General features: G+C 66.7%; 9 protein-coding genes. 4 read left to right on the forward strand and 5 right to left on the reverse strand.

Annotated features, from left to right (window positions below):
* The first annotated feature begins 343 nt into the window (after nucleotides 1–343).
* The 3 genes from HV826_RS16290 (at nucleotide 344) to HV826_RS16300 (ending at nucleotide 4,957) form a co-directional block, all read left to right on the forward strand.
* The gene (locus HV826_RS16290) at nucleotides 344–2,470 is read left to right on the forward strand and encodes an ATP-binding protein (RefSeq protein WP_217918651.1); all 2,127 of its coding nucleotides are present in this window, start codon (nucleotides 344–346) and stop codon (nucleotides 2,468–2,470) included.
* A gap of 128 nt (nucleotides 2,471–2,598) precedes the next feature.
* The gene (locus HV826_RS16295; protein ID WP_217918652.1) at nucleotides 2,599–3,831 is read left to right on the forward strand and encodes a DNA double-strand break repair nuclease NurA; all 1,233 of its coding nucleotides are present in this window, start codon (nucleotides 2,599–2,601) and stop codon (nucleotides 3,829–3,831) included.
* A 4-nt stretch (nucleotides 3,832–3,835) separates the two neighbouring features.
* Nucleotides 3,836–4,957, forward strand: a complete 1,122-nt coding sequence (locus HV826_RS16300; protein WP_176417948.1) for a DNA methyltransferase — start codon at nucleotides 3,836–3,838, stop codon at nucleotides 4,955–4,957.
* Between the two features lie 55 nt (nucleotides 4,958–5,012).
* On the opposite strand, the gene HV826_RS16305 is transcribed toward HV826_RS16300, so the two are convergent.
* The 5 genes from HV826_RS16305 to HV826_RS16325 all read right to left on the reverse strand — a co-directional run bounded on the left by HV826_RS16305 (nucleotide 5,013) and on the right by HV826_RS16325 (nucleotide 13,517).
* A complete protein-coding gene (locus HV826_RS16305; RefSeq protein ID WP_176417949.1) occupies nucleotides 5,013–5,363 on the reverse strand; it encodes a DUF2019 domain-containing protein in 351 nt (116 codons plus the stop codon).
* Entirely contained in the window at nucleotides 5,363–6,655 is a 1,293-nt protein-coding gene (locus HV826_RS16310) for a hypothetical protein (RefSeq protein ID WP_176417950.1), read from the reverse strand. The genes HV826_RS16305 and HV826_RS16310 overlap by 1 nt, the downstream gene beginning before the upstream one ends.
* A gap of 63 nt (nucleotides 6,656–6,718) precedes the next feature.
* Entirely contained in the window at nucleotides 6,719–7,009 is a 291-nt protein-coding gene (locus HV826_RS16315; protein ID WP_255207672.1) for a hypothetical protein, read from the reverse strand.
* Between the two features lie 176 nt (nucleotides 7,010–7,185).
* On the reverse strand, nucleotides 7,186–8,016 hold the full coding sequence (locus HV826_RS16320; RefSeq protein WP_176417952.1) for a CHAP domain-containing protein: 831 nt from the start codon (nucleotides 8,014–8,016) through the stop codon (nucleotides 7,186–7,188).
* A gap of 41 nt (nucleotides 8,017–8,057) precedes the next feature.
* Nucleotides 8,058–13,517: a hypothetical protein gene (locus tag HV826_RS16325; RefSeq protein ID WP_176417953.1), complete on the reverse strand. Its 5,460-nt coding sequence runs from the start codon at nucleotides 13,515–13,517 to the stop codon at nucleotides 8,058–8,060.
* Between the two features lie 165 nt (nucleotides 13,518–13,682).
* Here HV826_RS16325 and HV826_RS16330 point away from each other — a divergent pair, with 165 nt between their 5' ends.
* Entirely contained in the window at nucleotides 13,683–14,189 is a 507-nt protein-coding gene (locus HV826_RS16330; RefSeq protein WP_176417954.1) for a GNAT family N-acetyltransferase, read from the forward strand.
* Nucleotides 14,190–14,204: the final 15 nt, after the last annotated feature.

The following is a 14,204-nucleotide window of genomic DNA, read 5'->3' on the forward strand; positions in this document are numbered from 1 at the left end:
AGCGACGGCGGCAGCAGGAAGGCCTGCTGCACATTCCAGGGGCGGAACTTCTTGCTCATGCCCGGCATTCACCACGCGGGCCTCCCTCCGGGCAAGCCCCACCGCGATTACCGCGACACGCTCCTAGCCAGCTGACTGCATACCAATCACGTATCGTTCAGGGGACCTATTCGTGCCTGGGAACGCGCCAGCGGACGGACGAAAGTGGAAGCCGGCGCATTCACAGTGGGAACGTTGGATGGAGATGACTACCCGCATTTTGGCAGTGCCATAGGAACGGTCTATGCTGCCCATTTGTGGTGCCAGGTACGGTGTGCACCCAATGCACACCACGGGAGGGTACATGTCGGGATTGATGGATCGTGTCGGTCGGCGTCTTGAGGAACCGCAACTTGACGAGGCTCTCACCGAGGCATCCAAGCTCCTTCAGGGGCTTGTCGAGGCCGATGCCTACGTTGGAGAGGTTTACTCGCTCGGCTACGAGAAGGCGCTCGTCCAAATTCACGATCACCACCGCAAGAAGGTTGGAGGGATTCCAGCCCTCTCGTTCCTCATCGCTACCCGAGTGGTGCCTTTGGCGAAGACCGACGTGCGAGAGGAGGACGCCTCGGTCATCCTCCTCCGCGTCTTGGATCATGCGGACTTGCCCAATGGTGCGGAAGCCCTGCGAGTGAGGGTCGAGAATGCCCAACGGGTTAGTGGCGAGTTGGAGAAGAACTGGGATGACCGGTCGGTGATGGACCCGACCACCCACAACCTGCTCAGCTACGCGGGCGTTCATTGCCGGGTTGTGGGAACACTCTACGTGACCAACCTCAGTGAGGATGGCGCGCCAAAGTATGCTCTCGCGTTCGGCTCCGACCTGAGCAACTACTACCCGAACCGGGGGCTCAAAGTTTACAAGCCCCGGGCAAGTGTGCTTTCGCAGATCGTGAACTTCCGCGACCCCTTGGCCCAACGGGAGGGGCAAGATTCGCTCGTCTACGTCGGAAAGGTACGTTACGCATCCACGAACCGGCCGTTCCAGCAGATCGGGGACGTGCGTTTCGCCATCACGCCTCTAGATATGTTGGGCCAGAAGACTGCGCTCTTCGGCATGACCCGCACGGGTAAGTCGAACACAACGAAGATCGTGCTCAAGTCCATTTTCGAACTGCGGTGGCTGCCCTCGAAGCAACGGATCGGCCAAATCGTGTTCGATCCGAATGGCGAGTATGCAAATGAGAATGCCCAAGACCAGGACAAGAACCGCAACCCCAACGCCCTCAAGAACGTCTGGGCATGTGGCCCCAAGTTGATTCAGCCCGAACTGAAGAAGGACGTGGTGACGTATGGCATCAACCGCCATCCGAACGATCCTGACCGGCGATTGATGCTGCTGAACTTCTACGTCGACGAAAACCTTCAAATCGGAAAACAAGTAATTGACGCAACGCTGGCAGAAGACAAGGGAACCAAGTTCATCTCCGCATTTCGGGATGTGTCCTTGGAGCCGCCGGATAGGACGGACCGTTCGGCGATGACCCGCTACAATCGAAGGGTTCTCTGCTATCGGGCACTCCTCTACAAGGCCGGGCTGCCTGTTCCCGCGAACGTCAAGCCGGTCACGAAGGGTCTTTTCAACCAGGAACTCATTGCAGCCCTCCAGTCCTCTACCGGAAAAAACCAAGCAGAGTATGCGAGCTGCGCAGCGATGCTGCAGAAATCGCAGCACACTTGGGGGGAGATAGCTGATGCATGCAGGATGCTCCGGAACTTCATTTCCGAAGGCTCCACGGGGTTCGCAGCCTTTGATCAGGAGTACATCAAGGCAAGCACTTCTGGTTCGTGGGCAGATGATGACCTGAAGAAGATTCTTGAGATGTTTAACTACCCGAACGGATCTCGTCAGGTGGGTAGCGTGCGTGAGCAGCATACGTCCAGCACCACCACGGACTACGCGGAGGATATCTACAAGGATCTCTCGGAGGGGCGCCTGGTCATCGTCGATCAGTCGAGTGGTAACCCCGAGCTGAACAAGTCGGCTGCAGACCGCGTAATGCGGAAGATCTTCGAAAACAACCAAGGCAAGTTCCGCCGGGCCGATCCCTCTCTGCCGGACATCCTCGTGTACGTGGAGGAGGCCCACAACATCCTCCCGTCTTCCAGTGATCTCGACACGTCTGACATCTGGGTTCGCACAGCGAAGGAGGGGGCAAAGTACCGGATAGGCCTTGTCTACGCGACGCAGGAGGTCAGCTCCATCCAAAGAAATATCCTGCGGAATACCGCCAACTGGTTCATTGGTCACCTCAACAACACCGATGAGACCAAGGAACTGAACAAGTTCTACGACTTCGCCGATTTCGAGGCGAGCGTGCTCCGGGCCCAAGACAAGGGCTTCCTTCGCGTGAAGACGCTGTCCAACCCGTTCGTGGTGCCGGTCCAGGTGGAGCGATTCTCCATCGACGCCACTAGTGAGGTGAAGTGATGCCTTACGAAGGTGAGTTTGCAGGGTATCGCTCTCTCCAGCGCGTTGCAGAGACGGAACGAGTCCAACTCCTTTTGCGCAAGGCCCGTGTCCTTCCTAAAAGTGATGCACATCGACCTCCGCCACCCATGGCCCCGGTCGCTCCGCCGAACCTACCGGACTTCGTAGTGACTATCGATGGGAGCCTTGCCGAAGTTTCGGTGGAAAATGGCTTTCCCGGCGCACGAGTAGGGTACTGCACGGTGGCCAGTGTGTTGCTCGACCTCGGTCTCATGGCAGAACTAGATGAGCAGCGGCCTGCTGATCCCCGGGAGTTCCGCAAAACTGAGCAGTCCGCGACGATCGACGCTGCGTTCCCTGGAAGCAACGTAGTCACGCGCACCAACACTTCTGCACGCGACTCGTTCCGGGAAACTCTGTATGAGGTCTTCCATGACGAGATCCCGGATGAGCAGGATCGCCAGCCTCTCCTCTCGACCTACGAAGCTCTTCTGGCACTCAAGCCGACGACCCGGGATGGGCAACAGTGTCCCTACCAGCCCGACGGATGCGACCGGCACTTGGCGCAGATTCGGCCAGGCATCACGTCGTGCGAGTGTCCCAAGCGCAGACCCATCTACTCCACCGACGCTCTTCGCGTATACGAACGCTTCCGGGACTTGGGCTCCAACATGGAGGCGATCGGCGAGGTAATGCAGGCTTGGGAGCGGGTACTCCTCGTTCACCTCCTGCGCTGCTTCGAACGCAAGGGATGGATTGACCGCGAAGACAAGGTGGGGCGGCTCGCATTCATCGTGGACGGCCCGCTGGCGGTCTTTGGGCACCCGGCATGGATCAGCACGGCAATCACCAAGGAGTTGAAGCGGCTCAATTCACTATACCGAGCTAAGACGGGGAAAGATCTGCTAATTTTGGGAGTCGAAAAGACGGGAGAGTTCGTCACTCACTTCGAGCACGTTGACCAGACGCAGTTGGCTGGTGAGGAGCATTTCCCCAAGCGCTCCTACCAGTTGCTCACCGACCGTTACATCAAGGAGCGGATCAAATTCACCGAGAGCGAGAAGCGATACGGTGCGGACACCTACTTCGGTCGCAAGCTCTTTTACAAGACGGCAAGTGGGGCCCGTATCGTGGCCACCATTCCGTTCTTGACCGATGAGCAGGACACACTCGACTCGGACGACATCGCCCTCTACCCGCAGTTCGCAGCAGCATGCGCACTTCTCGACAAACTCGTTTCCTCCCGCTATCCCAACTCTCTCTCGCCGCTCGTCTCGGCGAATGCCCAGGCGGCCATTCCGCTCAACCTGGGAGCTAGGGTCCTGGAGCAGCTTGCCCGAGCCCTGATGGGAAGGGGTTGAACCGATGGGTGGAGCAGGGCCGGGGCAATATGACACTGCAGCGAAGCGATGGGCTGGTGTCGGCCCCTACTACGCGATGTTTCCCACTGACTTTGCCGACCGAGTGGTACGGCACTACACGAAGGAGGGAGATACCGTCCTCGATCCGTTTGCGGGTCGGGGCACCTCCATCTTCAGCGCTGCGGTGCAAGGCCGCTCTGGCATCGGAATCGAGGTGAGCCCGGTGGGCTGGGTGTACACCCGGACGAAGTTGGCTCCGGCTGGGAAGCAGGCCGTGAGTAACCGGATTCGCGAACTGGACACCCAGGCCGGGCGCTTCCTGCGCGAAGCGGAGGCCATGCCGGAGTTCTTCCACCACTGCTACAGCCCTAGGGTGCAGCAGTTCCTCCTCGCCGCCCGAAAGCACCTGGACTGGCGTGGAGACCGTGTGGATCGGACGCTCATGGCGCTCCTGCTGGTGTACCTGCACGGGAAGCGTGGCGGGGCGTTGTCCAACCAGATGCGGCAGGCTAAGTCCATGGCCCCTGACTACGCGGTACGCTGGTGGAAGGATCGCCAGCTCGCACCTCCAGATGTGGACCCGGTGGACTTTCTTACTCGGCGGTTGGAGTGGCGCTATGCCAAGGGACGCCCCTCCACCGCGAAATGCTGGGTGTATCTGCGTGACAGCGTCGAGCGCCTGCCGGAGTTGAAGCGTGAGCTTCGTGAAGGCAAGTTCAAGCCAGTCCGGCTCCTGCTCACCTCTCCGCCCTATTACGGGGTCACTAACTACCACTACGACCAGTGGCTGCGACTATGGCTGCTCGGTGGTGCTCCCAACGCGCGTCGACCAGCGGGAGCGGGAGATCACAGGGACAAGTTCGAGAACTTGGAGAAGTACCGCCGCCTCCTTGTGCGGGTCTTCGAGGGGGCCTCCGCGCTGCTCGACAAGAAGAGCAGCGTCTATGTCCGCACCGATCGCCGAGAGCTGACGCGAGACGTGACCAACGAAATCCTAAGAACTACGTTCCCAGGCAGGCGCATCCGGGTGAAGGAGCAACCCTTCCAGCGGCCAACGCAAACGAGCCTTTTCGGCGACGCTTCAGTCAAGGCCGGCGAAGTGGACTTCATCATCTCCGGGAGCTAACCCCCGGCCATCGGCTGCCTCATGCAAGAGGAGCGGCGAAGTGCGGAAAGGAAGGTCATGCAGGGTCCAACGCCCAGGTGCCTTCCTCCCACCGCTTCAAGGCCTGCTGCGCTTCGAAGGGGACCAACCCCTTGCCTTTCGCGGCCTCTTCCAGCACCGCCTTGGCTTCCTCCGTACGGTGGCGGAGTAGGAACGCCGCCGCTGCAACGCGAACATCCATGCGGGGATGTTTGAAAAGAGCGGCAAGCGCATCGCGTCCTATATCTCCCAGGGCGCGAAGCTCGTCGAAGATAGCGAGGTATTGATCGACATGCTTGTTCGCGGCTTTAGCCCCTCCCTTCCAACCAGCCTCTGTCTCCGATTGCACATGCCGTGCGAATTGCTCAACCAGTTCTTCGAGCTTCATCACCAGACTCCATTCTTGATGTTCTGGATCGCCTGCGACCCGAATGCGCGCTGGGCCTCATAGGACTGCGTGCTCAACCACTGTCTCACGGTGAGATCTCGCGAGCCGGTGATCCTCAGGATTTTCCGTGAATAGAATGCGCTCACTTGGGTGTGTAACCCTTCCTCCAGAGGGATGACGTTCTCGGTATTGTGCAGGGCACGCGACCCAAATCGCTCCACGTTGCCTGGCGTCTGCTCGACGATGTGATGCCACTGCTTTCCCGGGCCAGCTGCCCCCAAGGCACGCTTGAGGCCACTGAACGAGCCCCAAGACCTGAAGCCGGCAGGACTGACTCCCGCTGCGCCTCTCACGCCCCGAGCTGTCATGGCGACCGCCGTAGCAGGCAGTGAGATGACGACGGTGCTTCCTTCAACGGCTACCGCACGCACCTGTCCCACGTTCGCAAGGCTGATGCCTATCCGTGAGGCCCCGACCGCCGCTGCCTCGGTGAAGCTCGGCAACATCGACAGCCGCGACGCCAGCCACGCGGCGCCCCCAGCCATGCCGTGGCTCACCACCACGGTGACCGCGAGCACGAAGACGCGCGCCACCTCCGGCCCCACCCGATGGGCGAAGCGCTGGCCGGCCTGCTCCAGCTCAATCCATGTCATGGCCCTGTCCGTGGCCCACTTCAGCTCCCGGCTCGCGTCCACCACCTCCAGGAACGTCTCCACGCCCAGGTAGATGAGCAGGACTGCGGAGACGATGGCCGCCGCCTTGGTGAACACCGGCTCGGGATTCGCCGCCAGCACGGCCCAGGTGACGAGCCCCGTGGCGATGACAGTGTAGAAGAGCTGGGGTGCCAGGGTCTTCTCCACCGCCCGGGCGATGCTCTCCTTGAGAGGCTCCAGCGACAGGCCCAAGGCCACACCCAACTTGTCCCACTCGCCCAGGCCAGGCCCTATGTCGAGCAGGGAGAGGCAGTGGGTCCTGCGCTGGCCGGGCTCGCAGAGGCCGCCAAAGCTCTTGCGCATCAGACGCTGCCAGCGAGCGTCAGCACTGTTTCCCGAGTGGGAGGCGCGCACCAGCAAGCCTTGCTGGGGAGCACGGAGCGCCAGGGGCACCTCCAGCACCAGCCGCGCCAGCGCCTCCTCGAATACTCCCGCGTCCACCTTCACGGACGTGTTCGAGGAAGACGGCCTGTACTCCAGGGGCGAGCCCTGCCCCATGTCGAGGCGAATGGCGCGCGGGGTGGAGCACGCAGCGAGGAGGGCGAAGAGCAGGACCGTGACGCCCAGACGAGTTGCCATGAGACGCTTTCCAGCGCGAGGAAGGCTCCAAGCTACGGAAAGTCCGTGTCGTTGTCCTCGCTGTCAGTCATCCCGCCGGGCGTGCCCCTTCTTCTTGCCGTGCCCGCGCCCGCGCCGGTCATCGTCATCGTCCCAGTCATGCCGGCGGGCCTTCACCTTCTCGTCCGCCCGCAGGAGCCTGCGCGAGTACGCATCGAAGTCCAGGTGCAGGTGGCCCCTCGCCCCGCGAGCGAAGGCGTGGAACTTCACCCGCCACACGTCCCGCCCCTTGCGGTCCGCGTCCTTCAGGCGGCACTCATAGCCACGGGAGCGGCACTGGCTGAAGCCCAGGTTCACCGCTTCCCTGTACGTCATCGCCACCGGACGCTGCGGAGGAGGCGGGGGACGCGGCGGAGGTGCACGGGTGTGCATGACACAACCCGAAGCGAGCATCAGACAGCCAAGAACAAGGGCGAGTCGCATGCCACCCATGACGCCTCAGCGCGGCACATCTTCAAAGCCACGCGGGGTGTGAGCCAAGCGCTGGAAAGTTACAGCCCCTCAGGCGACGCGAAGGCCGCGAACAGTTCCCCAGCGAGATAGGCCCGCGAGCCCTTCGCGGCGGGACGGATGTAGTCGTTGACCACGGGCCCGCCCAACTCCAACTGGTGCCTCGACGGGAAGGACAGGTTCAGCCGGCCTCGCGCCACGCCCTTGCCGCCCCGGTGGATGAAGGTGACGGTGCCATGGGCATCCACGGCCTCCACCACGCCAATGTGTGTCATTCCGTCGTTGCGGCGGCCATCGCGGTTGCGGTCATACGTCTCACGGAAGAAGACGAGGTCTCCGGGGCGCGGCGGCTGGTGGTGGACGGAGCCGACCTCCACCGCGCGGCGGAAGATGGCGGAGACGGCGTTCTCTCCCGCGAGGAAGCCGTGCGCCACCAGGTCGATGCCCGCGGAGCGGTACGCCAGACGCACGAAGCCGGAGCAGTCATCCGGGACGCCGCGGCTGACACGGCGCAGGCTGCGCATGCCCACGAGCTGAATGGAGCGCTGGACGATGGAGCGCGCCATCCGCGTGGGCGTGAGCACCACGTCCCAGAACCGGCCCGTGGTGCTGGCGGGCCCCGTCACCTGCTCGGCTGCTTGCAGCGTGGCCTCCAGCACACCCGCGCTCAACCAGTGCGTGGGTGACGCCGGGCCAGCCCCCAACTCCACCGTCGTCACCGGCACCGCGAGTCCTCCTGGCGCGGCCACCGTCACCACCTCCGGGGTGGCGACGGGCTCCGTGGGACGCGGCGTCACGGTGGCACACCCCACGAGGACGTAGAAGGGGAGGACGGCCAGGAGTGGAAGGCGGAGCGACATGAGAGGCCGCATTCAAGACCACCTCCCAGGCCGTCCGCCAAGAACTCCCGGTGTCAGCCCTCCCAGGTCGCGAGCATGGCGCGCACCCGTGCATACCTCTGGAGCAGCGCCGCGCGGTGCGCACTGAGCATCACCATGGAACCAATGACCATCAGTCCCAGAACGAACAACGAGGCCGCGGCAATCCGGTGGTCCCGCATGCCGAAGCGCACCAGGTTGGCGCCGATGCACGTCACCAGGAACGCCGTGCCCAGGTACACGTAGGAGCGGATGCGCAGCGCGATGCCACACGCCACGCCCACCACGCAGAGCGTGACGCACAGGAGCATCGAGCCGCCGTCATTGAACATGAGCGGCTTCCAGGCCCCCGCCACGTAGATGGCGGTGACGGCCAGCGCGCGCAGCCGGGCATAGGTCTCCTCCTCGATGGCCTCCCGGAACACGCGCAGCAGCGCGAGCAGGGAGAGCCCCGCGGGGATGACATAGAACTGCGCCTCTCCCGCGCCCGTCCCCCGCCACACCAGCAGCAGCGCCGCGTTGAACGCCACCACCGACGTCAGCGACGCCAGGCCCCGGTGCCGCGGGTGCGTGGCCAGCGCGGCGAAGTGCGCGGCATACCCCACCATCAGCGCCGCGCCGTGAAGGGGCTCGCTCCATGGCGCGGAGAGCAACCCCGCCAGCGGGAAGAGGTACGCGCCCAACAAGGCGGGCCGTCGGAAACACGCCAGGGAGGAGCCCTCGCGCTGCGCGAAGAAGTAGAGGCCGGTGAACAGCGCGCCGCCCACCAGGGCCGCCAGGCTGTCGCCGGGGCCTGGGTGCGCCCCCATTCCCAGCATGCGGACGGAGAGATAGCCCAGCGCGAGCACCGCCTGCGCCAGGTAGGCGGACGCCTCTTCCTTCTCCGTGGCCGCGCGGCGGACCAGGGCGACGAGCAGCACGCCCAGCGCCACGCTCGCCACCAGGCCCTCGCGGAGCGCGCCTAGCGACGTGTCCACGAGCGCCAGCCCCGCCATCACCTCGAACAGCGCCACCCCTGCGAAGCCGTGCCCCACGCTCCGGCGCCGCGCCTTGCCGGCCACGAAGAGCGAGAGCGCCGCGAGCAGCGCGCTGGCCGCGCCGAAGTACGGAAGGATGAACGCCGCGCCCCGGCCGCTGGAGTACACCGCGCCCAGGTACAGCAGCCCTCCGTGCACGGCGGCGAGCGAGGCCAGCCACCCCACCACCTCACGCTCGCGGCGCCGCCACACCACGGCCCACGCCGCGCCCACGCCGAAGAGGAACGTCAGCGGGGTGCCCACGTGCTCCGGCTCGCGCAAGCCCGCGAGCGACAGCACCGCCAGCACCCAGCCGCCATGGTGCAGAGAGGCGCCCACGCGCCCACCGCGAGCGTCCACGAGCGCCCCGATGAGGCACAGCGCCAGCCCTGTTCCACTGACGACAGCGGGCACCCACAGCGGGTCCACGGCGGCGACGAGCGAGGCCCCCAGCAACGCGGTGGCCACGTTGGCCATCCACCGCTCCCGCGTCACCATCAACACACATGCCGTCACCGCGGCACCCACCGCCACCAGCAGCGGCAACGAGCCAGGGCCCAACAGGAGCAGGCGCTCCAGCAGCAGCACGCCCAACGCGCCAGCGCTGCCCACCCACAGCGGCTCGCTCCAGGTGTCCTCCAGCGGCGGCAGCACCTTCGCGAAGGTCTGGGTGAGCGCGCGCTGGATGCCCCCGGACTGGCACACGGCGGACGCCACAGCCGCGCCCAGCACCACGGCGATGACGGACAGGCCCGCGTCGAATCCTCGCTCGAGCAGCGCACTCACGCTGGACGCGCCCATGGGCGCCAGCGCCAACGCCCAGGTGGCGGGAGCCAGCAGCCAGCGCTGAGACAGCAGGAACGCGGCCAGCGTCAACACCCCCGCCAGCGTGGCCAGCTGAGACGGCATGGGCGAATCAATGACGGGCAGCGCCGCGAGGATGAGCGCCGACACGACGGCCCAGGGCCGCAGCGCCTTGTCCGGCGCGCTCCGGAAGAACGCCCAGACGCGAGCGGGCCAATGCGTCTCCGCGATGGCCAGCGCGAACAACAGGCCAATGACGAGGGGACGGGCCGCTGGGAAGAAGAGGAAGACCAGCGCGGAGCCGCACACGCGCAAGCTGGGGCGCGCTCCGGGCATCAGCGCCAGCGACGCCAACAGCACATAGAGCGCCGTGGGGACATGGTACGGCCTGAGCGCGACGACGAGCACGGGCAGCGCCACCCCGGCGAGCCAGCCCTGCATCCACGCGGACAGCGCCTGGCGAGGGGCCTCCTCACGCGAGCGCAGCAGCAGCGACGCCGCGGCGGGGACGTGCGCCACGACCCGCACCAGCACCAGGCTCAGCAGCGGGAGCGCCTGAATCCACGCGGGCAGCTCGCCGCCCACCACCGCGATGCCCACGAAGGAATACGGGACGGAGAGTGACGCGAAGAACGGCTGCCGGTTGGCGCGCGTCCAGAGCAGGGGCAGCACACAGGTGCCCACGAGCAGCAACGGCAGCCCCGCGTCGTCCCACTTCACCACCGCGACGCCCAGCACCCCAGCGGCGGCCACCGTCGCCGCCAGGGCGAAGCGGTGACCACCCGCCCCCACGCGCAAGACGGCGGGGACCTCCTCCAGCACGGCCAGGAGACTCAACACCCCGGCGAGGCACAACAACGGCACGGCGCCGAAGCTGAACGTCGCGATGAGCGCATAGAGCGCGGCCACGGCGACGCTCAGCCCAGCGGGCAGTACGCGCGCGGTGAGCAGCGCCGCGAGCGCCGCTCCCAGCAGGAGGGGCGCGTGCTCCGATGAACGCGTGCCCAGCAGGGCCGTCAGCGGGAAGACGAGCGCGATGAGCCCGGCGACCGTCACGCTGAGGCCTCGGCCCCACCGCGCCGCGGCGACGGAAGCCCCCAGCGCCCAGCAGCAGAACAGCGCCACGGACAGGCCCGGCGACATCCAGCCACCCCATGGCGAATAGAGCTTCGGGATGTCGTGCACCAGCGCCAGGGCCGACATGAGCACGGCGAGGGGACGCACCACCGGGAAGGTCCGCGACGCCACGGCCACCGCGCCCGCGGACACCAGGATGACGCCGGCCAGCCCCGGCACCCGGGCCAGCACGCCCCAGGGAATCGCGAGCACCGCGTAGAAGACGCCCGGCAGGCCCAGCCACCGCGTCAGCCCCCCCCGCATCCCCAGCAACGCGAGTCCGAGCGCCACCGCCGCGAGCGCGGGCGCCACCGCCGCGGACGACAACTCACCCGCCATCCTCGGGAGCACGGCCGCCGCCAGCACGGACGCCAGCGCCATGAGGGAGGCGCGCTGGAGCACCCAGGCGACGAGCAGCGCGGCGGCGCCACACAGGGCCATGCCCGTCACGGCCGTGAAGCCGTCACCGGCCACCAGGCCCATGAGAAACCCCGCCATGGCCACCACGCCCACGACGGCGCCCAGCAGCACGCGCGTGCGCGCGGTGCACAGCATGCTCACCGCGGCGAGCACCAGGGCCAGCGCCCCCGACGCGACCGCGCCCGCGGACGCGCCCAGGACGGCGTAGGCCTGGAAGGGCAGGAACAGCGACAGCCCCGCCCCCACCACCGTCAGGAAGAAACGCTCCACCAGCAGGCCCAGGACGAGACACAGCACCGCCAGCGCCAGCGCGCTCCAGAAGGAGGGCCGGGCGTCTGGCCCCGTCAGGCCCAGGAAGACGAAGAGCGGGCTGGCCACCGCGGTGGCGCGCAGCAGCACCTCCGCCAGCGCGAGGTCCCGCGCGTTGCCCGTGCGCTGGCCTCGCCACAGCCGAGAGACGGCGAACAGCGCGCCCGCGCAGATGAAGGGCAGCGCGGACAGCGCTCCGAACTGAAGAGGCAGCGGCTCGGTGACGTAGCCGAGCCAGGCCTTCACCGTATCGATGAGGCGACGCACCGGCCCGGGGATGAGCTGGGAGAAGGAGGCATAGGCGAAGTACGTGCTCGCGTAGGCCGCGTAGACCCACCGGATGCGGGCGACGCCGCCGCGTGACAGCGACAGCAACGTCCACGAGATGACCGCCGCCGTGACGAAGAACGTTGGCGCCGGAGCCATCGCCGCGGCGATGAGGCAGGTGGCCTGGAGTGACACCGCGCCCATGGACAGCGAATCCGCGCCCCGCTCGGCATCCAGGGTGCGGAAGCGCAACGCGGTGGCCAGGAGAAAGGCGCCGAACGGGGCATAGGTGCCCACGGAGACCGCCAGGTCCGCGTCCGCCAGCGCGACATGCAGGCGCGTGAAATAGAGGAGCAGCAGGTACAGCGGCGCGGCGACGACGAAAGCGAGCGCGGTGCTCTCTCGCGGCACGGGTGACGGACGCGAGGACAAGAGGAAGAAGAGCGCGCACGGCAGGACGTTGAGCCACAGCGCCAGGCCGCCCAGCCCCACTGCGAGCGGCGCCAACCCCATCATCAAGGTGCTGGCCACGAGCGCCAGTTGGATGAAGGGACGGGACGTGGAATCAAAGGCCTCCAGCGGCTTGCGCGCCAGGAAGGCCGCCACGCCCGCCCACACCAGCAGCGCGGGGATGAGCAACCCGGTGCCAACGCCTCCCAGTTGGAAGACGTCCCCCAGGCCCATGGGCCCCAGCGCGATGCCCGCGAGCGGAGCCACGGCCGAGCCGATGAGCCCCAGGATGTTCCCCGGCTTGCGCAACGCCTCGCGCCTGGCGAGGTACGCGCCCCAGATAGTGAAGCCCGCGGAGTAACCCGCCGTCAGCCCGAACACCGTCAGCGAGCGGCCGTCGGACGACATCCCCGCCCAGCTCTCGAACACGAGGTAGAGGGCGCTGGAGAGGATGAGGAAGGCCCCGATGAACCACATGATGCTTTCGTAGAGGAACGGCCTCCACACGCGATTCCAGGTGGAGGTCTCCTCGACGAGGCGCGCGGTGAGGCTCCGCGCTGGCGGAGGCTCCGCGTAGGGCTCCGCCGGATTCGCGGGCAGCGGCACCCAGACAGGCGGGGCCTCGGGAAGCGGGGCCTCCGGCTGCACGGCCTCGGGCGCCGCGTCCACCCCGGCATCGACCTCCGGCGCGGGCGGGTGCGACGGCGCCGCCACGTCCTCCTGCTCCGACGACGCAGGCGCCTCGGCCCGGCGCGGCTCCTCGGCGAGTCCCGGAGCCTCCACGGGTGGAGGCACCTCGGCCGCAGGCTGCACGAACGCCGCCTCCGCGGAGCCCGCCGGAGGCACCTCCGTCAAAACCGCGAGGAGGATGCGCGCCTGCCGCTCATACCGCTCCGAGATGAAGCGCCGGACGTTGGGAGGAACCTCGGAGGCCCCCCACCGCGTCAGCTCATCGAGCAGGAATTGAACGTGCGTGAGCTCCGCTTCGATGACCTCACGCGAGCGCTCCGTCATCCGAGCGCCACACAGCGCACACCAGAAGTCCTTGCCACGCCGCTCTTCGCGGCAGTCAGCGCAGTACATGCATCCCCCTCGATACAACGAACATGCCATTCAAGAGGCCGTCGCGTACAGGCACAGCCTCCAGGCAAGGGGACGCGTACACGTGCACGGTGCCTCACGCCCGCGACACCTGTGCATCCGGCTGCACAACCCGTGCGTGAGCCTCAACGCACCCGCCGCTGGCCCTCCGGCCCCGGCTGTGGAACCGTCGCGCGCATGAGCACGGAAGAACTGACGCTGCGACGCATTGAAGCGCGGGATGACGCGGCGGTGGCCGGCGTCATCCGGACAGTGATGCCGGAGTTCGGCGCGGACGGCCCTGGCTTCGCCATCCACGACCCCGAGGTGTCCGCGATGACCGCCGCCTACGCGCGGCCCCGGCACGCCTACTTCGTCGTGGAGCGGGCGGGGCGCGTCATCGGCGGCGGTGGAGTCGCCCCGCTGGAGGGCGGAGACAGGGGCGTCTGCGAGCTGCGGAAGATGTACTTCCTCCCCGAGGCCCGGGGCCTCGGCCAGGGCGAGCGCCTGCTCCGGCGCTGCCTGGAGTTCGCGCGGGAAGCGGGCTTCCAGCGCTGCTACCTGGAGACGCTGGCGGGAATGCAGCAGGCCCAGAAGCTCTACCGCCGCATGGGCTTCGAGCCGCTGTGCGCGCCCCTGGGCCGCACGGGCCACTTCGGCTGCGACCATTGGTACGCCCGGGACTTGTCAAAGCCGCTCGACTGACGAAGACGGACGCGC

The sequence above is a fragment of the Myxococcus sp. AM010 genome (assembly GCF_013372585.1).
In the GTDB taxonomy this organism is placed as follows: Bacteria; Myxococcota; Myxococcia; order Myxococcales; family Myxococcaceae; genus Myxococcus; species Myxococcus vastator.

Coding starts and splice junctions, on each gene's coding strand:
- HV826_RS16290 (WP_217918651.1), top strand. CDS start 344: ATGTCGGGATTGATGGATCGTGTCGGTCGGCGTCTTGAGGAACCGCAA.
- HV826_RS16295 (WP_217918652.1), top strand. CDS start 2,599: ATGGCCCCGGTCGCTCCGCCGAACCTACCGGACTTCGTAGTGACTATC.
- HV826_RS16300 (WP_176417948.1), top strand. CDS start 3,836: ATGGGTGGAGCAGGGCCGGGGCAATATGACACTGCAGCGAAGCGATGG.
- HV826_RS16305 (WP_176417949.1), bottom strand. CDS start 5,363: ATGAAGCTCGAAGAACTGGTTGAGCAATTCGCACGGCATGTGCAATCG.
- HV826_RS16310 (WP_176417950.1), bottom strand. CDS start 6,655: ATGGCAACTCGTCTGGGCGTCACGGTCCTGCTCTTCGCCCTCCTCGCT.
- HV826_RS16315 (WP_255207672.1), bottom strand. CDS start 7,009: ATGACGTACAGGGAAGCGGTGAACCTGGGCTTCAGCCAGTGCCGCTCC.
- HV826_RS16320 (WP_176417952.1), bottom strand. CDS start 8,016: ATGCGGCCTCTCATGTCGCTCCGCCTTCCACTCCTGGCCGTCCTCCCC.
- HV826_RS16325 (WP_176417953.1), bottom strand. CDS start 13,517: ATGGCATGTTCGTTGTATCGAGGGGGATGCATGTACTGCGCTGACTGC.
- HV826_RS16330 (WP_176417954.1), top strand. CDS start 13,683: ATGAGCACGGAAGAACTGACGCTGCGACGCATTGAAGCGCGGGATGAC.